Below are 19,075 nucleotides of genomic sequence, written 5' to 3'. Positions count from 1 at the left end.
CCTGACGGCCCCGGGCTAGTTCCGGGAGCCGCCGGGGTCGCCCTTCTGTAGTTCGGCCAGGTAATCGCCGAGGCGATCGAGGCTCTCTTCCCAGAAGCGGCGGTAGTTCTCGACCCAGTCCGCGACCTCCGCCATGGGGGCCGCCTCGAGCTTGCAGGGACGCCACTGGGCTTCCTTGCCGCGGGAGATCAGGCCGGCCTTTTCCAGCACCTTCAGGTGCTTGGACACGGCGGCCATCGACATGTCGTAAGGTTCGGCCAGCTCACTGACCGTCGCCTCGCCCAGCGACAGCCGGGCGAGGATGCCGCGGCGGGTCGGGTCGGCGAGTGCGGAGAGCGTGGTGGACAGGTGGTCGGTCATTCTCGTTGGTCCTCAGGCGGCGAAGCGGATGGCGTCGGCGCCGGTAAAGAAGTCGATCAGCACGGGGGCAACGATCTCGGCTGCCGCGTCGTGGCTCTGGCCGGGCAGCGAGGCGAAGCGGGCGCCGGGGATGGTCTCGCGAGCGAGGCGCACCGGCTCCTTCAATTGCTTGAAGGTCTTGTCGCCACTCATGACGATGGTCGGCACGCGAATGGAGCGAGCGACGTCGGTGGGGAAGCCGTAGCCCTCCATGACAGCGGTGTCGTGCGGCAGGCTGGGGGCGTTGTGCAGCATCGCCTTCCACGCGGGGTTGAGCCGCATCAGCGGCATCATGATCGCGGGCATGCCGATCATCTTGACCATGAAGAACTTGGCGAGGTCCGCCCGGCGATCTCCGGCGACGAGACGCTCGACTTCCGCCTGGTAGCCCTTGGGCATCGGCTTGCCACCGGGCACGTCGGTGAAGGGAGGCTCGAACAGGGCGAGGCGATCGACCGGCAGGCCGCGGGCGGTGGCGAACAGGGCCAGCGCGGCGCCGGACGAGGTGCCGTAGAGGCTGGCGGAGCCGCCGGCGATGTCGATCAGCGCGGCAAGATCCTCGTATTCGCGGTCGGGCGAATAGTCAGTCGAGAGGTCGCTGTCGCCGCGGCTACGCCGGTCATAGTTGTAGACGGTGAAGTGCGGAGCGAGCAGCGGCGCGAGCTTGGGCATGGGGCCCATGTTGCGGCCGCACCAGGCGCCATCGATGAGGATGACGGCGGGACCGGAACCGCGCACGTCGTAGGCGATCTTCGTGCCGTCCCTGGAGGTGAAGGTGTTCATGGCGATTACTCCTGCTGGAACGCCGCGGTGGCGCCGAGGGTGAAGAGGTAAAGATCGAGCTTGTCGCTGCCCTGGCTGACCGTGGTGGCGAAGCCCTGCTTGACGGCCTCGTCGCGGGCAAGCAGCGAGGTGAAGCGGACGGTTACGGTGACGCTGGTGCGGCCGCCCTGCTCGCTAAGGAGCATCTCGGTGACCATGACCGCGGGCGGCAGGTCGTCGCCGAAGCGGTAGCTGTCGGGGGCATCGCGCCAGACCAGCCGGTCGACCGGGGAGATCTCGAGATAGGCGCTGGTATAGCCGTACTCATTGCCGGAGGCGAAGCGCATCACCTGCCGCCAGGCACCGCCGACGCGGAGGTCGACTTCACTGACTGGATTGGTGGCGCCCTTGGGGCCCCAGAAATGTACGAGGTGCTTAGGCTCGGTGTAGCAGCGCCAGACCAGGGTGCGCGGCGCCTCGAAGCTGCGGGCGATCACGATCACCGGATCATTGGCCGGAGTGGTGATGGTCGACACCTTGGTCGGTGGGGCACCGGTGAGTTCAACGCAGTCCATTGCTCAACCCTTCAGTTGATAACTTACTGGTTGAATACTCCTCCCAATGATGGTTGTCAACCGATCGGTTAAGGAAAGTTCAGGCGGGGAGGAGAGCGGCGGAAAGCAGCTTGATCGAGCGCAGCCGGTTGTCCGGATCCGTGGGTCCCATCTGCACTGCGTCGGGGAAGCGCAGTTCGAGCTCGAGCTTGCCGTCGGCGGGAGCCGGGATCGGCAGGGAGACATCCTGCGGCGTGGGAGCATCGAGTGTCACGGTATCCAGCAGGGTGCCGTTGGCGACGATCTCGACGCGCTGGGTGGTGAGCTGGCCGTCCTTCTGCACGGGGACCATGCTGAGTTTCAGGGTCAGGCCGTTGGCCGGCTCGGCATAGGCGAAGCGCAGGCGGGCGCTGGTGCCGACAGTGTGGGTGCCGTCGCCGGTGGGTCGCTCCCAACCGCAGACGCGGATCAGCTTGGCGGCATCCCTGCCCTCGGGGGTGAAGGGGACCACGGTGCCGAGGGTGTAGGTGCCGATGACCGGCTGGTTAAGGCAGGTGGTGGTCTTGTCGATGTAGTAGGCGCGGTAATCGGGCGTGACGTTGGGGTGCAGCATCAGCCAGAGCACGACGAGCTCGAACAGCGCGAGTAGGCCGACGAGCAGATAGGCGCCGAGGCGAAGGGGGTTAGACAAGGCTGAGATACCCCGTGAGCCAGCCGATCGTGGTGAAGTAGCCGGCGGCGAGGAGGCCAAGCAGCGCGATGGCGAACAGCCAGCGGCGGCGGGCCAGCAGTTCGGTCAGCATTAGCGGCATCGGCGCCAGCGCGGCGGTGAAGCGGAGCACCGAGGCCATGCCGGCGAACAGCGGCAGGGTCAGGCAGATCAGCGCATAGACGGCCATGCCGTAGCGCTTCTTCACCAGCAGAATGATGGAGAGGACGTAGCCGATGATCGTCGCCACGGCGAGCTGCTGCGATGGAGTGGGGATCCAGCCCTCCTTGGGGAAGCTGGTCAGCGCGTTCCAGACAAACACCAAGGGGTTGCCGGATGGCCGCGACCATGCGCGCTGCACATGGCTGAAGGCCAGGGCGTCGCCGATGTGGAAGTGGAGGTAGGCCATGTAGGCGAAGAGGCCGAGCGGCGCGACGAACAGCGCGAGCAGATGCGTGGGTTGCTTCAGCACGGCCGGTACGAAATCGCGCCAGCTGCCGCCGGCGGCGCGGTGCGACTGCCAGATCTGGATGAGGATGGCGAAGACGATGAACACGCCGACGATGCGGGTGGCGGAGAGCAGCGCGGCGAAGAGGCCGGCGAGCAAGAACTGCTTCTTCTGCAGCGCCGCGAAGACGCAGAGGGTCAGCAGCAGGAACAGCACCTCGGTGTAGAAGGTGGTGAACCAGATCGAGAACGGCCCGGCGAGGAGGAAGGCCGCGAACAGGGTGTAGGCGCGCAGGTCCCTGCCGAGCAGCGGCCAGGCGACGCGGGCCGAGACGATGCAGAGGAGGATCGAGAGGCCGGTAGCGGCGACGATGGTCTCGAGCCCGGTCAGGGTGCGGACGATGGCGACGAGGATCGGATAGAGCGGGAAGAAGGCCCAGTTGCCGGCATTGATCATCGTCGGCACCGGGAACGGATCGTAGCCGGTCTGCGACAGCTTCACGTACCAGGCGCAATCCCACCGGCACATGCCCTGGGCGAAATTGGCGAGCGATGCGTCATGGACGGTGGCTGCAAAGGCCAGGTAGCGGATCGCCAACCCGGCGATCGCAAAGGCGAGCGGGATGAGCACCAATACAAGGCCTAGGGGTAGCGTTCGCGCGGGGCGCAACGCGACGGCGTCGCTCATCGGCTAAATCCGGGCAGGGAAACTGCCAGAACTCGTAACGCAATGCGGCGAAATCATATCCATTCCGTCGGTGCATAGCTCCTATGCGACAACTTTCGGCGCTCAACGGCGTTGCGGAATTCGTGTTTGGTGTCCCGATCCCTCCATAGCGACTGTGCATGTATTCTATTTCTCACCATCGGCTCGGTCGGCGAGCCTTTCTCCGAGCCGCCGTTGCCACGGCTGCGCTCCTGTCCACCACCTCCCTCACCCGCGTCGCCTTCGCTCAGGAGAGCGCAGCGGAGGCCTTCGACTATGAAGTGCTGACCGAACGCATGCGGGCGAAGGCGGCCGAGCCGTTCAATGCGGCGGTGCCGGAACTGCCAAAGCTGTTCGCGGGGCTCGACTACGACGGCTACCGCAAGATCCAGTTCGACGCGCAGCACGCGCGCTGGCTCGACAACAATTCCGGCTTCCAGGTGCACGCCTTCCCGATGGGCTGGCTGTTCAAGGAGCCGGTGGGCGTGTTCGAGGTGGTCGACGGCCAGGCGACGCCGTTCGGCTTCTCCAACGCCGATTTCATGTTCTATGACGCGGCGATGGGCGAAGAGGCCGCTGCCGAGGCATTCCCCGGCATCGCCGGCATGCGCATCAACTACCCGGTGAACGAACCCGACAAGATGGACGAGCTGGTCTCGTTCCTCGGCTCGAGCTACTTCCGGGCACTGGGACGCGGCAATATCTACGGGCTCAGCGCCCGTGGCCTCGCCATCGACTCGTGGCAGGCAGGGCCGGAGGAGTTCCCGCGCTTTTCGGCGTTCTGGCTGGAACGTCCGACCGAAGGCAAGCCGCTGGTCGCCTATGCGAGCCTCGAGGGTCCGAGCGTCACCGGCGCCTACCGTTTCGAGATCACACCGGCCAGCGACGCGGCACAGGAAACGGCGATCGACATCACTGCCCGGCTGTTCTTCCGCGCCGACATCGGCGAGATCGGCATCGCGCCGCTGACCTCGATGTTCCTGTTCGCGGAGGCCAACCGCGCCGGCTTCGATGACTTCCGGCCGCAGGTGCATGACAGCAACGGCCTGATCGTCGAGCGCGACGGCGGCGAAGTGTTCTGGCGGGCGCTCAACAACACGGCGCAGCTGGGCAACTCGTACCTGTGGGAGAACAACCCGCGGGCGTTCGGGCTCTACCAGCGCGACCGCAGCTTCGAGACGTACCAGGATGCCGGTGCGCATTACGAGCGCCGTCCGTCCGCACGGGTGGAACCGGTCGGCGACTGGGGCCAGGGCAGCGTGCGGCTGATCGAGGCGCCGTCGCGGCTGGAAGCCGAGGACAATATCGTGGCGTTCTGGATCCCGGCCGATCCGATCAAGGCCGGCGACGAACGCGAGTTCCACTACCGGCTGATCTGGGGCGACCTCTTGCCCAAGGCCGATGCGCCGCTGGCGCATGTGGTCGAGACACGCGCCGGCCAGGGCGGCGTGTCGGGCGTCGCGAACGACGTGAAGCTGAGGAAGTTCGTCATCGACTTCACCGGCGGCGAACTCGTGGAGATGCCGGCCGAAGCCAAGCTCGACGTGGTGGCGACCGCCGCCGGCGGCGAGATTACCTCGACGGCGCTGTCGAAGGTCGATGCCAACGGCGTGTGGCGGCTGGCGCTCGACGTGATGATCGACGGGCAAGGCCCGGTGGAACTCAAGGCCAATATCGTCAGCACGGGCCGGACGCTCAGCGAAACCTGGCTTTACCAGTGGAGGGGACAAGCATGAGGCACGACCGTTCTGGTGACTTCTCGGGCGCGCTTCCTGATGCCCCCCTCGCGATGCCCAAGCAGGTGCTGGAGCGTCGGCGGGGCTCGATTTTCATGGTGTTGCGCCAGGCGTTCGCCGCGGCGTTGCCGCGGTTCTGACGGCAGGGAGCCTCACCCCATGCTTTCCCCCGGTTCCTGACAGATGGCGCAAGCCCGTCTCACCCGCTCGCTGGCGCTCGCGGCGTCGGCGCTGCTGAGCCTTGGCGGCGGTTGGCTGTACGTGCAGTTCATCGGTGCCGACGGCACCAGTGCGCTGGACGTGCTGCGCACTGTGCTGTTCACGCTGGTCGGGTTCTGGCTGGTGTGGGGAGGCGTCGCCGGTATTCTCGGCGTGCTGGCTCCGCCGAAGCGGGTGCCGACGGCAGTGGCGCGGCCCGACGGCATGACCGCGATCCTGATGCCGGTCTACAACGAGGACGCCGCCGCCAGCTTCTCGCGCGTCGCTGCGATGAACCGCAGCCTCGTCGCGCTCGGCATCGCCGATCGGTTCCATTTCGCCGTGCTGTCAGACACCAATTCGCCGGAAGTCGCGGCCGACGAGGTCATCTGGTTCGAGCAGTTGCTGCATGAGCCGCAAGCCGAAGGCCGGGTGTTCTACCGTCGGCGCGAGCGGAACATCGGCAAGAAGGCCGGCAATATCGAGGACTTCATCTCGCGCTCGGGCGGCGCCTATGACTATGCATTGATCCTCGATGCCGACAGCCTGATGGATGGCGCCACCATCGCCGCGATGGCGAAGCGGATGGACGACGATCAGCGGCTCGGGCTGCTGCAGACAGTGCCGCAGGTGATCCATGCGCAAAGCCTGTTCGGCCGGCTGATGCAATTCTCGTCGGCATACCTCTCACCCTATTTTGCGCGCGGCACGGCGCTGATGCAGGGCGAGGAAGGGCCGTATTGGGGGCACAACGCCATCGTCCGCGTTTCGGCCTTCGCCGCGAGTTGCGGGCTACCGGTGCTCTCGGGCAAGCCGCCGGCGGGCGGGCACATCCTCAGCCACGACTATGTCGAGGCGGCGCTGTTGTCGCGGGCCGGCTGGAAGGTCGAGGTCGATCCGTATCTGGGCGGCTCTTACGAGGAAGGCCCGGAGAACCTGATCGAATATGCCAAGCGCGACCGCCGCTGGTGCCAAGGCAACCTGCAGCACCGCCGGGTACTGGCCGCGCCGGAGCTGAAGTTCTGGAGCCGGTTCACGTTTGTGCAGGGCATCATGGCCTATGCCGCCTCACCGCTGTGGCTGGCGCTGCTGGCAGCGAGCATTCTCGCCGCGGCGTTGCCCAGCCGCTACTGGTGGCGCGACAACGAGACCGGCATCTGGGTGCTCGCCGTCGCGGTGGCCGTGGCGCTGCTGCTGCCGAAGTTCCTGATCCTCGCCCGCTCGACGCTCGGCCGCCGCAACCAGGGTTTCGGGGGCACGATCAGGGCGGCGCTGTCGGTGATCAGCGAGGTGCTGCTTTCGACCCTCCTCGCGCCGATCATGCTGTGCTTCCAGAGCAAGGCGGTGATCGAGATCCTCCTCGGGCTCGATGGCGGCTGGCCGGCGACAAACCGGGACGAGGGCCGGGTGAGCTTTTCGACAGCGTTCGCCGCGAGTTGGTGGGTCACCGTCGCCGGCGCGGTCGTGCTGGCCATCGCCTCGGCCTTTGCCAGCGAGCTGGTGCCCTGGCTGTTGCCCGTGGCGCTGCCCGCGATCGGTGCACCGTTGCTGATCGCCGCGACCTCGCGCGGCGTCACCAGCCGCAAGCCGATCCTCTTCACCACCCCGTCCGAAAGCGCGCCGGCGCCCGTCATCATCGAGCAGCAGCGCATTTTCCTGAGCTGGACGCAGCAGGGCCCTGCCCCTGCCGAACCCGCCATTGCCGGAACGACGCCTGTCCATGCCTGAGACCCTCGCCACGCTGAAGCGCGCGCCGCTGCTCGAGCGCCTCAAGGCGCTGGTCGGCCTGCCAGCGCTCGACCGCGAGATCGCCGCGACGCCGCCGGTGGGACGTGACCCGCGGCTCGACATGTTCCGCGGCCTGGCGCTGGTGATGATCTTCATCAACCACGTGCCCGGCACTTTCTACGAGACCCTGACCAGCCGAAACTTCGGCTTCTCTGATGCCGCCGAAGCGTTCGTGTTCATGTCCGGGCTGGCAGCGGGGCTCGCCTATTCCGGCCGCTTCGCCAGCGGTCCGCTATGGCCGGCGATCGCCAAGGTCTGGGCGCGGGCGCGGCAGCTCTATTTCGTGCATCTGAGCATCACCCTGATCGCGCTCGCGATCTTTGCATCGGCGGCGCTGTATTTCGGGCTCGACGAGGTACTGGAGAAGAACAACATAGCGCCGATCTTCGGCTTCCCGCTGCAGACCATGATCGGGCTCCCGCTGATGACGCATCAGCTGGGCTATCTCAACATCCTGCCGCTCTACATCATGCTGTTGCTGGCGACGCCGCTGATCATCGGGCTCGGCCTGCGCTGGCCGGTGCAGACCATGCTCGGCTCGATCGCGCTGTGGGTGCTGGCGGGGCAGTTCCGGCTGAACCTGCCGAACTTCCCCACGCAGGGCGGCTGGTTCTTCAATCCGTTCTCTTGGCAGATCCTGTTCGTCGTCGGCCTGCTGTCGGGAATGGCGATGAAGCAGGGGCGCCGTTTCGTGCCGAAAAGTCCGCTGCTGTTCGGGCTCTGCGCGGCGTTCCTCCTCGTGGTGCTGCTGTGGGTGAAGGTGCCGCCGCTGGGCGATGCGGGGCGAAACATGCTCGGCTTCCTCAGCCGACTCGGGCTGCCGTTCTACGTCACCTGGTTCGACAAGACCTTCCTCGCGCTGCCCCGGCTGTTGCATGCGCTGGCGCTGTTCTATGTGCTGGCGTCGCTGGGCGTGATGTACCGGGTCGCGCAATCGCGTTTCGCCGCTCCGCTGCGGCTGATGGGCCGGCAAGGACTTGCGGTGTTCGCGACCGGCACTGTGTTGAGCCTGTTCCTCCAGGCCGTGAAGACCGGCACCAAGGGCGGCCTGCTGCTCGACACGCTGCTGCTCGGCGGCGGGTTGCTGGCGCTCGTGGGGCTCGCCTATGTGCTGACCCGCACGCAGGAGATGACGCGCGCGGCGACCCGCGCAGCATCCTGACACAACTGTCACATTTCTGAGAGCGCCCACAACAGTTGCAAGCTTGCGCCTTGCCGCGCGGTCGCGGCTGGGACTAGCCTACTAGTCGAGGGAGGGGCCAGCCCACTCGAGCGCGGGAGCGTTTGGTGACCCGACGGCGACCACTCTATAGCCGGTCACAAAGGCCGCGGACCACGGCGGGTTCAGCTTGGGTCGCGCCGGATGGCGTAAGTCCCGTCTATGTCGATCTCCCAGATGAAACGACCGGTCCGACGCTTCGGCGCCGCCTCGCTGCGTGGTGGAGCAAGCTCTATCAGCAGCATCAGGGTCCGGTGCTGGTCGGACTCGGCGCGCTGGTCACGCTGCTGCTGATTGGCGCCTACGACCTGATTGCCCCCGACCCACAGCGCATCAGCGACTGGCAGTTCATGACCGCCGTCAACAAGGTGGTGGACGAGCGGCCGCCCGGTGCATCGATCGAGTCGGTCGCCTATGCGACGGTTATCCGCTCGGTGGTTCGGGTCGATGGCTACGAGGATGCCACGGACAATCCGTCAGGCGCCAAGCCGGAGAGCGAGAAGGCTGAGCTGCCGGCGGAAGGCAAGGTGGAAGAGGACTTCCACGAGCGCTTCACCGCGGTCGGCACCGGCGTCGTCATCGACGACATGGGCACGATCCTCACAAATCTCCACGTCGCCGGGGCGGCCAAGAACCTGCGCGTGCAGTTCTGGGATGGCACCGAGTCCGAGGCGATGATCGTCGGCGCCCGGGCCGATAGCGACCTCGCCATCATCCGCCCCCGTGTGCTGCCCGATGACCTGCAGCCGGCAACGCTCGCCCCGAGTGCCGGACTCAGTCCTGGCGACGCGGTGGTGGCGGTGGGCTTCCCGTTCGGCATCGGTCCCTCGGCTTCGGCCGGCGTGGTGTCCGGGCTCGGCCGGGTGCTGGCGGAAGAAGGCCAGCCCAAGCTGCAGAACCTCATCCAGTTCGACGCGGCCGCCAACCCGGGCAATTCCGGCGGGCCGCTGGTCAATGCCGATGGCGAAGTGGTGGGTATCGTCACCGCCATCCTCAACCCATCCGGACTTCGCACCTTTGCCGGCATCGGCTTTGCCGTGCCGATCGAGAACGCCGCCGCGGCGGCAGGAGAAAACCCGCTGTAACTGTACTCGAACCCCGACGGAGAAAATGGACGACACATCGAAAGACTCAGGCGCCGCCGTCGCTTCGCTGATGGAGCAGGTGCTGTACGAGGTGAAGAAAGTCGTGGTCGGGCAGGACCATTTTCTCGAACGGGTGCTGGTGGCGCTGCTTGCCAAGGGGCACCTGCTGGTCGAGGGCGTGCCAGGCCTCGCGAAGACGCTGACGGTCAACACGCTGGCCGACGTCATCCAGGGCAGCTTCAAGCGGGTGCAGTTCACCCCTGATCTCGTCCCATCCGACCTCGTCGGCACACGCATCTACAGCCAGAAATCCGGTGACTTCTCGACCTCGCTGGGACCGGTGTTCTGCAACCTGCTGCTGGCCGACGAAATCAACCGCGCTCCGGCCAAGGTGCAGAGCGCGCTGCTCGAGGTGATGCAGGAGCGGCAGGTCACCATCGCGGGCGAGACCCACAAGGTGCCCAATCCGTTCGTCGTCATGGCGACGCAGAACCCGATCGAGACCGAGGGCACGTATCCCCTACCCGAGGCGCAAGTCGATCGGTTCATGATGAAGGTCCTCGTCGGCTATCCGAGCGAAGAGGAGGAGTTCGTCATCGTCTCGCGGGTCACCGGCCTCATGCAGGCGGTGGCGCGCGTGGCGACCACCGAGCAACTGGTCGGGCTGCAGGCGAAATGCCGGCAGCTGTTCGTCGATCCGTCGCTGATCCAGTTCGCGGTGAAGGTGGTGAGCGCCACGCGCAACCCCGCGTCGGCGGGGCTCGGCGAGATGGAGCGGTTCCTCACCTATGGTGCCAGTCCGCGCGCTTCCATCAACATGATCGAAGCCGGCCGCGCCCTCGCCTTCCTCCGCGGCCGTGAATACGTGCTGCCCGAGGACGTGCTCGATGTCACCCCGGACGTGCTGCGGCACCGGATCGTCCTCTCCTACGAGGCGATCTCGGAGTCGATCACGCCCGACCAGATCGTCGGCCAGATTCTCAAAGCCGTTCCCGCACCCGAGAAACCCCTGGAGGCGCATGTCCGCATCGCCGCAGCAGGCTGAGAAGCTCCTCGGCCGCCTCGAATGGACAGTGATCCGCAAGCTCGACGGCTTGCTGCAGGGTGACTACCGTACGCTGTTCCGCGGCTTCGGCCTCGATTTCGCGGACCTGCGCGAATACCAGACCTACGATGACGTCCGGCACATCGACTGGAACGTCACGGCGCGCACGCAGGTGCCGCATGTGCGAATCTACAACGAGGACCGCGACGTCACCGCCTGGTTCCTGCTCGATCTCAGCCCCTCGGTGGATTTCGGCTCGGACCAGGTGACCAAGCGCCAGATGCTCACCGAGTTCACCGCCGTGCTGACCCGGCTGCTGACGCGACAGGGCAACAAGGTCGGGGCGATCCTGTTCAATGGCCAATCGGATTTCATCGTCCCGCCGCATACCGGCAGGCGGCATGTGTTGCACCTCGTCGACAAGGTGTTCGCCAATCCGCGGCTGCTGCGCTCGCCCCAGACCGATCTCAACGCCTTCCTCGCGCGGGCGGCCTCGGTGATCAAGCGGCGTTCGATCTGCTTCGTGGTCTCCGATTTCATCTCGAAGCCGGGCTGGGAGCGCGGGCTGTTCCAGCTGAGCCGGCGCCACGAGGCGGTGGCGGTGCGGTTGCTCGATCCGCTCGACATGGCGCTGCCCGATGTCGGCATGCTGCTGTTCCAGGACGCGGAGACGGGCGAACAGCTGTTCGTCGACACCGTCGACAAGGGCTTCCGCCGCCGCTTTGTCGCAGCGGCGCAACGCAACGAAGAGGCGCAGATGGAGGCGTTTGCCGCTGCCGGCCTCGATGTACTCGAACTCTCGACTTCCGACGATCTGGTCGATGCGCTGCTGCGCTTTGCCAATATGCGCAAGGTGCAGTCGCGACTCGGCGGAGGCGGCAATCTGCCCGCGATGGCGGGCGCGTAACTTAGACGACGGGTGACGACATGACCTTCATCTGGATGGACATGCTCTGGTTGCTGGTGTTGGTGCCGCTGTTGATCGGCGCCTACATCTGGCTGATGCGGCGCCGGAAGAAATCGGCCCTGCGCTACGCCAACCTCGCCATAGTCAAGCAGGCGATGGGCAAAGGGGTCGGCTGGCGCCGGCACGTGCCCCCGGCGCTGTTGCTTGGGGCGATCACCGTGCTGATCGTCGCCGTGGCCCGCCCGGCTGCGGTGGTGGAACTGGCGTCATCGCGCGCCACCGTGATCCTCTCGATGGATGTCTCGGGCTCGATGCGGGCCCGCGATGTCGAGCCGTCGCGCATCGTGGCGGCGCAGGAGGCGGCGAAGGCCTTCATCAAGAACCAGCCGGCCGATGTGCAGATTGGAATTGTCGCTTTCGCCTCGGCCGCGGTGCTGGTCCAGGCCCCGACCATCGACCGCGAAGCGCTGTACCAGGCGATCAACAGCTTCGACCTGAGGCGCGGAACGGCGGTGGGTTCGGGCGTGCTGGTGGCACTGGCGACCATCTTCCCCGACGAGAGCTTCGACACGGATGGCGACCAGCGCGACCAGCTCGGGCTACCGAGCTTCGGCCGCACGCTCGGCGCCGCGGGCGAGCCGGATGGCCTCTTGAGCGCGACCGGACCGCTGGAAAAGCACATGCCGGTCGAGCCCGGCTCCTACGACAGCGCGGTAGTGATCCTTCTCACCGACGGCGCGACGACCACGGGCCCCGACCCGATCGCTGCGGGTCGCCTTGCCGGGGACTATGGCGTGCGGGTGTTCACCGTCGGCTTCGGCTCGGCGACTGGCGATGTGGTGGATTTCGGCGGCCGCTCGATGCGGGCGCAGCTCGACGCCACCACGCTGCAGGCGATCGCCGATGCTACCGAAGGCGAGTACTACGAGGCGAAGAGCGCCGCCGACCTTGCCGGGGTCTACAACTCGCTCTCCACCCGGCTGATCAGCGAGAAGAAGCTAACCGAGATCGCCTTCCTGTTCGCCGGGGTGGGTGCGCTGCTCGCCATCGCCGCGGCAGGCCTGTCGATGCTGTGGTTCGGCCGCGTCGCCTAGCCGGACTGAGCCGTCACCGCCGATCGCAACCAGCACCCGCTGCCGTCCGCGACGGCCGGCGAAATTGTGGCGCTTGCGCGTCCGCATAATTATGATAATCACAGTCATGTTTTAATGTTTTTGGCAGACGGCCGGGATGGCCACGATGCGAGTTGAGGATTTGCGGGACATGACCGCTTCGCCCGATACGGCGGAAAAGCCGGAACTACCCGCCGGCCAGCCGAGCTTCACCACGGAGCAGCTGTTCGGTAGCGCGACCGAGATCGGCATCGTGCACCAGGGCTCGACCTACCGGCTCCGCATCACACGCCAAGGCAAACTCGTCCTCAACAAATAGGAGCCGCCATGCGCTTCACGATTGCATGCTTCTTCACCACGCTGTCGCGCCGCCACCTCGCGGAGTTCGGCGTCTGATGGAAACGGTGGTCGAAGCCCTGGAGCCGGTGGCGGCAGCACACGACATGTCGATGTTCGCGCTGTTCTTGCAGGCGGACTGGGTGGTGAAGTCGGTGATGCTGGGGCTGCTGTTCGCCTCGATCGCCTGCTGGGCGGTGATCTTCGCCAAGGCCGCCGCCTATGCCCGCGCCAAGCGCGAGATGGAGGCATTCGACAGGATCTTCGCCTCGGGCGAGCCGCTGACGCAGATCTACGCGCGGCTGAAGGATGGCCCGCGCACCGGGCTTGGTGCGCTGTTCGCCGCGGCGATGGAGGAGTGGAACGGCAGCCATGCCGAGAACGCCGCCAATTCTGGCGGCCTGCAGGCGCGGCTACGCATCGTGCTCGACACCACGGTGGCGGCGGAGAGCGAGAAGCTCGACCGCAGCCTGTCGCTCCTGGCGACGGTGGGGAGCGCCGCGCCATTCGTCGGGCTATTCGGCACGGTGTGGGGCATCATGAACGCCTTCACCTCGATCGCGGCGGCAAAATCCACCGGCCTTGCCGTGGTGGCGCCTGGCATCGCCGAGGCGCTGTTCGCCACGGCGCTTGGGCTGCTCGCCGCCATTCCGGCGGTGATTGCCTACAACAAGCTCAGCGGTGACGCCGGGCGGCTGATCGGCCGGCTCGAAGCATTCGCCGACCGGGTCTCGGTGCTGTTGTCGCGGCAGCTCGATGCGCGGGGGAACGCCTGATGAGCATGTCGCTGCAGAGCACGCGCGGCAAACGCGGCCGGCGTGGCGCGATCAACGAGATCAACATGACGCCGCTGGTCGACGTGATGCTGGTGCTGCTGATCGTGTTCATGGTGACGGCGCCGCTGCTCACCTCGGGTGTGCCGATCGACCTGCCGCAGACGAATGCGCCGGAGATGAAGGTCGAGGGGTCGGAGCCGCTGACCATTTCGGTGACGCCGGAGGGCCAGATTTACCTCGGCGAGGACGAGATCACGCTCGAAACGCTCCTCGACTCGGTCGGCGCGGCAGCGGGCGAGGCTGGCACGCAGCCGAGGCTCTACATCCGTGGCGATGCCACCGCCGATTACGGCTTGATCATGCAGGTGATGGGCGATTTGAGCCGCGCCGGATACGCCCGCATCGGGCTGATCACCCAACAGCGCGAGCAATAGGATGAGGAAAGCCGCCCTCGCCTCCGTCAGCATCCATGTCGGCCTGATCGCGGGGGCGTTCCTGCTCCTCAATCTAGAGCCGGCGGTGGACGAGACGGCGGCAGAGTCGGTGAGCGTCGACATCATCTCGATGGACGCCGTCACGGCCAACCCGACCGAGGAAATCACCGAGGCGACGGAGACGCTGGTTTCGGCCGGCGGCGAGGTCGAGGCGGAGGAAGTGCCGGAGACGGAAACCGAGCCGGTCGAGGCGGCTGAAGCTATGCCGGCCAAGGCCGTCGTAGCTGTGGCGGCGCCAGTCGAGGTGGCGCAGGTCGAGCCGTCGGAGAGCGAAGAGATTGCGTCAGCGGAGGTGCTGACGGCGGTGGATTCGATGGCACCCGCAGAGGCGGTGATGCCGCAGGTTGCGACCGCAACGATCGTCGCCGATAGCGTTGTCCCGTCGCTGTCCGATCCGCTCGAGGCGGTGCGCACGGCAACGATCGGCGAGCTGACGCCGGAGCCGCCGATCCAGCAGATTCCGCCGGCGCTGACGAAGCCGGTCGAGGTGGCGGAACCGCCGGAGACGGCGAGCCTTACGCCGGTGGTCGAGGAAGAGTTGCAGGTGGCACCGATCCCGAAGCCGCGGATCGTGCGCAAGCCGGTCGAGGCCAAGGTTGAGCCGCTGAAGGAACAGCCGAAGAAAGAGCCGACCGAGAAAAAGCCGCCATCGAAGCAGGCGAGCCTCGGGAACGGTGGCGCGGCCGATGCCGACAGCGCCGCCAAGAAATCCGGCGGCGGCGCCGGCAAGAAGAATGATGGCGGCAGCGCCGCCGCCAGCAAGTACCCCGGCCTGGTGCAGTCCAAGGTGACCCGCGCGGCGAAATATCCGTCCAAGGCAAAGGGCGACGATGGCGAGGCTTTGGTGAGCTTTACGGTCGGCGCCAGTGGTAAGGTGGTGAAAGTCGCGCTTGCCCGCAGTTCGGGGAACGATGCGCTCGACAATGCCGCGCTGGCGGCAGTCGACCGCGCTGCGCCCTTCCCTCCCATTCCCGAGGCAGCGGGGCGATCGACGTGGTCGTTCACGGTGCCGCTCTATTTCAAGAAGTGAGTTCGATAATGACCGAAGAAAAGAAGAAGGACGTGCTGCTCGAGACCACCGCCGATGCGGTACGCGAGGCCAAGACGCTGATCCGCACGGCGCGGTCGGGCTCGATTGCGACGCTCGAGCCGGGCACCGGCTGGCCGATCGCCACCCGAGTCGGCGTCTCGACCGATTTCGACGGCGCGCCGATCATCCTGATCTCGAAGCTCGCCGCCCATACCGGCGCGCTCCTCGCCGATCCGCGCTGCTCGCTGCTGATCGGCTATCCCGGGAAGGGCGATCCGCTGGCGCATGCCCGCGTCACTATCGCCTGTGAGGCCCGCGAAGTGGAGCGCGACAGCGAGGAACACGTGCGGCTCGACACACGCTACCTGATCCACCAGCAGAAGGCCAAGCTCTACTCGGGCCTCGGCGATTTCCGCTACTTCCGGCTCGAGCCGAAGAGCGCCTCGTTCAATGCCGGCTTCGGGCGCGCCTATGCGTTGACCCGCGAGCACCTGCTTAACGCCAACCCGGCCAATCCGGAGCTGGCGATGACTGAGCCGGGCGCCGTCGAGCACATGAACGACGATCACGGCGAGGCCGTCGGGCTCTATGCCGAACACTTTGCCAAGGCGCCGGCCGGCAAGTGGCGGCTGATCGGCGTCGATGCCGAGGGCATGGACCTCGCCGATGGAGACGATATCCGCCGCGTCTGGTTCGAGACCGAGCTCACCTCGTCCAAGGACATGCACACGACGCTGGTGAGAATGGCCGGCGAAGCTCGCCGGGCCCTGAACCGGCCGCTCAAGGACGCGAGGGTTGCTTCGTGAAGCATCTGATCTCCGCCGCGCTGATGCTGATGGCATCGCCGGCGCTGGCGCAGCAGGCGACGCTCCCGGGCGGCGCCTCGGCGCTCAACGAGGCGCATGGCAGCTGGACGGTGAACTGCACGCTGGTCGAAGCCGGCAAGGATTGCGCCTTCTCCCAAGCGGCAGGCAACCCGCAGACCGGCAGCGCGCTGGTGGCGGTGGAGCTTGCGGCACCCGCGGGCAACAAGGCCGAGGGGATGCTGCTGACGGCGTTCGGGCTACGGCTCGATGCGGGCGTGCAGCTCGGCATCGACGGCCAGCAATTGGGCCAGGCGCGGCCCTTCCTCACCTGCGTGCAGACCGGGTGCCTTGTGCCGCTCGATTTCGACGAGGTGGCGCTCAGCGCCATGAAGGTCGGAACGACGCTCGAAGTCACGGGTGTGAAGGTCGACGACGGCCAGCCGGTGACGGTGACACTGTCGCTCGCGGGCTTCACTGCCGCCTACAATCGCACGGCGGAGCTGGCGCAGTAGCATTTAATCTTGACTCATATACTCACCTTTAATAGAGCGTGAACGGATGGCCCGATCGGGCCATGAACAGCAAGCCACGCGGCGAGCGGCGCGCCGACAGCCAGCCAACATCTTCGGTTTCTTTCGGGGGCAGGCATGTCTTATCGGCCGCATGGCGCGAGCATTTTCGCGCGCGCATTTGTGTCACCTTGGCATCTCGTCGGCGTCAGCACCCTGACGCTGCTCTGCGCCATTCCGCAGCCGGTCGCGGCGCAGGAGCTGACCGAGGCGCAAAGCACCATCCTCAAGCGCATCGTGGTCGTCGCTTCGCGCGGCAGCAAGAACGTGCTCGACGTGCCGCAGAACATCGCGGTGATCGATGCCAAAACGCTGGAAAAGCACGTGGTCCGCGATATCCAGGACCTGGTGCGGTATGAGCCGGGCATCGCGGTGACGCGGCAGACCTCGCTCACCAATCCGTTCAGCCAGCTCACCGCATTCAACATCCGCGGGGTCGGCGGCAACCGCGTGCAGATGCTGGTCGACGGCAGCCGCGTGCAGGAAATGATCACCGACGGCAGCCGCGATTTCCTCGATCCGTGGAACATGAAGGCGGTCGAACTGGTGCGGGGGCCGAACTCGGTGCTGACCGGCTCCGACGCGCTGGGCGGCACGGTGTCGTTCCGGACGCGCGATCCGGCCGACCTGCTCGAAGGGCAGAACAAGCCGTGGGCGGTTGAGATCAAGACCGGCTGGGACAGCTACGACAACAGCTTTCGCAAGCAGGTGACGGGGGCCTACGATTTCGGCGACCTCGAGGTGCTGGCGAGCTTCGGGCACATGAGTGCCGAAGAGCCAAAGCTCTCCAACGCGGATCCGGACGGCGGCATCTGGGGATGCACGCGCCCAGCCTATTTCCGCTGCAACGTGCTCTTCCCGGCCGACACGAGCATCTACAATGGCCTGCTGAAGGCGGTCTGGACGCCGAGCGACGCGCACAAGTTCACCGGTACGTTCGAGCTGTTCGACGAGAACACGGTGATCGACCAGATCTGGGATTCGGGCTCGACGCAGGGTGCGCCCACCACGACGGCCTACAACTCCGAGAGCTATATCCGCCAGGTCGACATGACCCGTTATCGGCTGGCGCTCGAACATGAGTGGCAGGTCGGCGCGGACTGGCTCGACACGGTCAAGTGGAACGTCTCGTACTCGCCGCAGCGGCAACTCAAGACGTCGGACCAGCGGCGCACCTATTCGAACCGCGTCCAGGACCAGCACCAGATCCGCGACTACGGCGAAACCTTCCTCGAGGGCGATCTGCAGCTGACTTCGTCGTTCGGCTGGGGCGACACCTCACACACGCTGACCTACGGCTTCGACGGCGATATGACGATGACGCAGTACGAAGGGACCAACTACACGTACCGCTCGGATACCGGCGTCACTACCATCACCCCCAACCAGGGGTTCAACTTCCCCGAAGTTGAGACGGTGCGGGCCGACATCTACCTGCAGGACGAGATCAAGCTGCTCGATGAGCGCCTGACGCTTACTCCCGGCGTGCGGCTCGCCACCTATTCGATCGATCCGACCGGCGATGAGGACTACGTGCCGCTGCCCGGGTTCGAACCCGAGGTGCAGGAGAGCGTGCGGCTGATCAAGCGGATCGGCGCGGTCTACGAGCTCGACGACAGCTGGTCGGCTTATGCCGGCTATGGCGAAGGGTTCAAGATGCCGACGAGCCAGCAGCTGTTCGTTTCGGTCAACGACCCGTTCACCGGCAACCAGGTGATCCCGAACCCGGACCTGAAGCCGGAGGCGGTGGCGAGCTACGAGGCGGGTATCCGCGGCGAGTTCGAGCGGGGCTGGCTGTCGGTAGGTGGCTTCTACAGCGAGTACACCGACTTCATCCGCAGCTTTGCACCGGTGGCCGGCCAGCCGGCGAACGTCGTCACCTACGACAACCTCGACACGGTGAAGCTCTGGGGCATCGAGGCGAGCGCCGAGTTCGAGGTCTACGAGAACCTCTTTGCGTCCGGCGCCCTCACCTATTCGAAGGGCGTGCAGATCAACGACGGCGCTGCTGAGGTGCCGTTCGACGGTGCCATTCCGCTGACCGTCGTTGCAGGGCTGCGCTACGAGATGCCCGACCAGGGGCTCGAGTTCGAGGTCATCGGCACGTTCGCCGCCGGGGTTACCGAGCGGAGCGATCCCAATGCCTTCAAGCCGGATGGCTACTCGGTGTTCGACGCCTACGCCAAGTGGGAGCCGACCGACAATATCGAGCTCACCGCGGGCATCCAGAACACCCTCGATACCCGCTACTTCCCCAACACGCTGACTGGGTACGCCAACACGCCGGCCTCGTCGGCAGTTGCCAACCAGAACCCGCTCGAACTGCAGGTTGCACCGGGCCGTACCTTCAAGATCGGCGCCAAGGTCACGTTCTAAGCACCTACTCCGCGGGAGGGC

Annotated in this window: 20 protein-coding genes; 15 read left to right on the top strand and 5 right to left on the bottom strand. The window is 66.2% G+C overall.

Features of this window, described 5'->3' with window-relative positions; genetic code table 11:
- Window positions 1-15 precede the first annotated feature (15 nt).
- From AC1DV8_RS13565 to AC1DV8_RS13545, 5 genes are all read right to left on the bottom strand, one after another.
- The gene (locus AC1DV8_RS13565; RefSeq protein WP_477150662.1) at window positions 16-360 is read right to left on the bottom strand and encodes an ArsR/SmtB family transcription factor; all 345 of its coding nucleotides are present in this window, start codon (window positions 358-360) and stop codon (window positions 16-18) included.
- Between the two features lie 12 nt (window positions 361-372).
- A complete protein-coding gene (locus AC1DV8_RS13560) occupies window positions 373-1,182 on the bottom strand; it encodes an alpha/beta fold hydrolase (RefSeq protein WP_477157808.1) in 810 nt (269 codons plus the stop codon).
- Between the two features lie 5 nt (window positions 1,183-1,187).
- The gene (locus AC1DV8_RS13555; protein ID WP_477157807.1) at window positions 1,188-1,736 is read right to left on the bottom strand and encodes an SRPBCC domain-containing protein; all 549 of its coding nucleotides are present in this window, start codon (window positions 1,734-1,736) and stop codon (window positions 1,188-1,190) included.
- Window positions 1,737-1,815: 79 nt separating this feature from the next.
- On the bottom strand, window positions 1,816-2,406 hold the full coding sequence (locus tag AC1DV8_RS13550; protein ID WP_477157806.1) for a hypothetical protein: 591 nt from the start codon (window positions 2,404-2,406) through the stop codon (window positions 1,816-1,818).
- Entirely contained in the window at window positions 2,399-3,559 is a 1,161-nt protein-coding gene (locus AC1DV8_RS13545; protein ID WP_477157805.1) for a hypothetical protein, read from the bottom strand. The genes AC1DV8_RS13550 and AC1DV8_RS13545 overlap by 8 nt, the downstream gene beginning before the upstream one ends.
- A 158-nt stretch (window positions 3,560-3,717) precedes the next feature.
- Here AC1DV8_RS13545 and AC1DV8_RS13540 point away from each other — a divergent pair, with 158 nt between their 5' ends.
- The 15 genes from AC1DV8_RS13540 to AC1DV8_RS13470 all read left to right on the top strand — a co-directional run bounded on the left by AC1DV8_RS13540 (window position 3,718) and on the right by AC1DV8_RS13470 (window position 19,054).
- The gene (locus AC1DV8_RS13540) at window positions 3,718-5,313 is read left to right on the top strand and encodes an OpgD/OpgG family glucan biosynthesis protein (RefSeq protein ID WP_477157804.1); all 1,596 of its coding nucleotides are present in this window, start codon (window positions 3,718-3,720) and stop codon (window positions 5,311-5,313) included.
- Window positions 5,310-5,453, top strand: a complete 144-nt coding sequence (locus AC1DV8_RS13535) for a hypothetical protein (protein ID WP_477150668.1) — start codon at window positions 5,310-5,312, stop codon at window positions 5,451-5,453. Before AC1DV8_RS13540 ends, AC1DV8_RS13535 begins: the two co-directional genes overlap by 4 nt.
- A 43-nt stretch (window positions 5,454-5,496) precedes the next feature.
- A complete protein-coding gene (mdoH, locus tag AC1DV8_RS13530; RefSeq protein WP_477157803.1) occupies window positions 5,497-7,239 on the top strand; it encodes a glucans biosynthesis glucosyltransferase MdoH in 1,743 nt (580 codons plus the stop codon).
- Window positions 7,232-8,461 carry an OpgC family protein gene (locus AC1DV8_RS13525; protein WP_477150670.1) on the top strand — a complete coding sequence of 410 codons (1,230 nt, stop codon included), beginning with the start codon at window positions 7,232-7,234 and terminating at the stop codon, window positions 8,459-8,461. The genes mdoH and AC1DV8_RS13525 overlap by 8 nt, the downstream gene beginning before the upstream one ends.
- Window positions 8,462-8,772: 311 nt before the next feature.
- Complete coding sequence (locus AC1DV8_RS13520) at window positions 8,773-9,603, top strand: S1C family serine protease (RefSeq protein ID WP_477157802.1); 831 nt, start codon at window positions 8,773-8,775, stop codon at window positions 9,601-9,603.
- A 25-nt stretch (window positions 9,604-9,628) separates the two neighbouring features.
- The gene (locus AC1DV8_RS13515; protein ID WP_477157801.1) at window positions 9,629-10,648 is read left to right on the top strand and encodes an AAA family ATPase; all 1,020 of its coding nucleotides are present in this window, start codon (window positions 9,629-9,631) and stop codon (window positions 10,646-10,648) included.
- Entirely contained in the window at window positions 10,623-11,555 is a 933-nt protein-coding gene (locus tag AC1DV8_RS13510; protein ID WP_477157800.1) for a DUF58 domain-containing protein, read from the top strand. Before AC1DV8_RS13515 ends, AC1DV8_RS13510 begins: the two co-directional genes overlap by 26 nt.
- Window positions 11,556-11,575: 20 nt before the next feature.
- Window positions 11,576-12,649 carry a VWA domain-containing protein gene (locus tag AC1DV8_RS13505; RefSeq protein WP_477157799.1) on the top strand — a complete coding sequence of 358 codons (1,074 nt, stop codon included), beginning with the start codon at window positions 11,576-11,578 and terminating at the stop codon, window positions 12,647-12,649.
- A 169-nt stretch (window positions 12,650-12,818) separates the two neighbouring features.
- Window positions 12,819-12,986 carry a hemin uptake protein HemP gene (gene hemP / locus AC1DV8_RS13500; protein WP_477157798.1) on the top strand — a complete coding sequence of 56 codons (168 nt, stop codon included), beginning with the start codon at window positions 12,819-12,821 and terminating at the stop codon, window positions 12,984-12,986.
- A 76-nt stretch (window positions 12,987-13,062) separates the two neighbouring features.
- A complete protein-coding gene (gene tolQ, locus AC1DV8_RS13495; protein ID WP_477157797.1) occupies window positions 13,063-13,779 on the top strand; it encodes a protein TolQ in 717 nt (238 codons plus the stop codon).
- The gene (locus AC1DV8_RS13490; RefSeq protein WP_477157796.1) at window positions 13,779-14,213 is read left to right on the top strand and encodes an ExbD/TolR family protein; all 435 of its coding nucleotides are present in this window, start codon (window positions 13,779-13,781) and stop codon (window positions 14,211-14,213) included. Before tolQ ends, AC1DV8_RS13490 begins: the two co-directional genes overlap by 1 nt.
- A gap of 1 nt (window position 14,214) precedes the next feature.
- Window positions 14,215-15,303: an energy transducer TonB family protein gene (locus AC1DV8_RS13485; RefSeq protein ID WP_477157795.1), complete on the top strand. Its 1,089-nt coding sequence runs from the start codon at window positions 14,215-14,217 to the stop codon at window positions 15,301-15,303.
- Between the two features lie 8 nt (window positions 15,304-15,311).
- The gene (locus AC1DV8_RS13480; protein ID WP_477157794.1) at window positions 15,312-16,109 is read left to right on the top strand and encodes a HugZ family pyridoxamine 5'-phosphate oxidase; all 798 of its coding nucleotides are present in this window, start codon (window positions 15,312-15,314) and stop codon (window positions 16,107-16,109) included.
- The gene (locus AC1DV8_RS13475) at window positions 16,106-16,621 is read left to right on the top strand and encodes an invasion associated locus B family protein (RefSeq protein WP_477157793.1); all 516 of its coding nucleotides are present in this window, start codon (window positions 16,106-16,108) and stop codon (window positions 16,619-16,621) included. Before AC1DV8_RS13480 ends, AC1DV8_RS13475 begins: the two co-directional genes overlap by 4 nt.
- 135 nt (window positions 16,622-16,756) lie before the next feature.
- Window positions 16,757-19,054 carry a TonB-dependent hemoglobin/transferrin/lactoferrin family receptor gene (locus AC1DV8_RS13470; protein WP_477157792.1) on the top strand — a complete coding sequence of 766 codons (2,298 nt, stop codon included), beginning with the start codon at window positions 16,757-16,759 and terminating at the stop codon, window positions 19,052-19,054.
- The last annotated feature ends 21 nt before the right edge of the window (window positions 19,055-19,075 follow it).

This window comes from Devosia sp. P3_B2 (assembly GCF_056402875.1).
Note: the sequence above shows the minus strand (reverse complement) of the source record. Positions and strands in the feature narration are given on the sequence as shown.

What these genes read in the sequence shown, in the direction of transcription:
- AC1DV8_RS13565 (WP_477150662.1), bottom strand. Translation starts at nt 360, where the DNA reads ATGACCGACCACCTGTCCACCACGCTCTCCGCACTCGCCGACCCGACC.
- AC1DV8_RS13560 (WP_477157808.1), bottom strand. Translation starts at nt 1,182, where the DNA reads ATGAACACCTTCACCTCCAGGGACGGCACGAAGATCGCCTACGACGTG.
- AC1DV8_RS13555 (WP_477157807.1), bottom strand. Translation starts at nt 1,736, where the DNA reads ATGGACTGCGTTGAACTCACCGGTGCCCCACCGACCAAGGTGTCGACC.
- AC1DV8_RS13545 (WP_477157805.1), bottom strand. Translation starts at nt 3,559, where the DNA reads ATGAGCGACGCCGTCGCGTTGCGCCCCGCGCGAACGCTACCCCTAGGC.
- AC1DV8_RS13540 (WP_477157804.1), top strand. Translation starts at nt 3,718, where the DNA reads ATGTATTCTATTTCTCACCATCGGCTCGGTCGGCGAGCCTTTCTCCGA.
- AC1DV8_RS13535 (WP_477150668.1), top strand. Translation starts at nt 5,310, where the DNA reads ATGAGGCACGACCGTTCTGGTGACTTCTCGGGCGCGCTTCCTGATGCC.
- mdoH (WP_477157803.1), top strand. Translation starts at nt 5,497, where the DNA reads ATGGCGCAAGCCCGTCTCACCCGCTCGCTGGCGCTCGCGGCGTCGGCG.
- AC1DV8_RS13525 (WP_477150670.1), top strand. Translation starts at nt 7,232, where the DNA reads ATGCCTGAGACCCTCGCCACGCTGAAGCGCGCGCCGCTGCTCGAGCGC.
- AC1DV8_RS13515 (WP_477157801.1), top strand. Translation starts at nt 9,629, where the DNA reads ATGGACGACACATCGAAAGACTCAGGCGCCGCCGTCGCTTCGCTGATG.
- AC1DV8_RS13510 (WP_477157800.1), top strand. Translation starts at nt 10,623, where the DNA reads ATGTCCGCATCGCCGCAGCAGGCTGAGAAGCTCCTCGGCCGCCTCGAA.
- AC1DV8_RS13505 (WP_477157799.1), top strand. Translation starts at nt 11,576, where the DNA reads ATGACCTTCATCTGGATGGACATGCTCTGGTTGCTGGTGTTGGTGCCG.
- hemP (WP_477157798.1), top strand. Translation starts at nt 12,819, where the DNA reads ATGACCGCTTCGCCCGATACGGCGGAAAAGCCGGAACTACCCGCCGGC.
- tolQ (WP_477157797.1), top strand. Translation starts at nt 13,063, where the DNA reads ATGGAAACGGTGGTCGAAGCCCTGGAGCCGGTGGCGGCAGCACACGAC.
- AC1DV8_RS13490 (WP_477157796.1), top strand. Translation starts at nt 13,779, where the DNA reads ATGAGCATGTCGCTGCAGAGCACGCGCGGCAAACGCGGCCGGCGTGGC.
- AC1DV8_RS13485 (WP_477157795.1), top strand. Translation starts at nt 14,215, where the DNA reads ATGAGGAAAGCCGCCCTCGCCTCCGTCAGCATCCATGTCGGCCTGATC.
- AC1DV8_RS13480 (WP_477157794.1), top strand. Translation starts at nt 15,312, where the DNA reads ATGACCGAAGAAAAGAAGAAGGACGTGCTGCTCGAGACCACCGCCGAT.
- AC1DV8_RS13470 (WP_477157792.1), top strand. Translation starts at nt 16,757, where the DNA reads ATGTCTTATCGGCCGCATGGCGCGAGCATTTTCGCGCGCGCATTTGTG.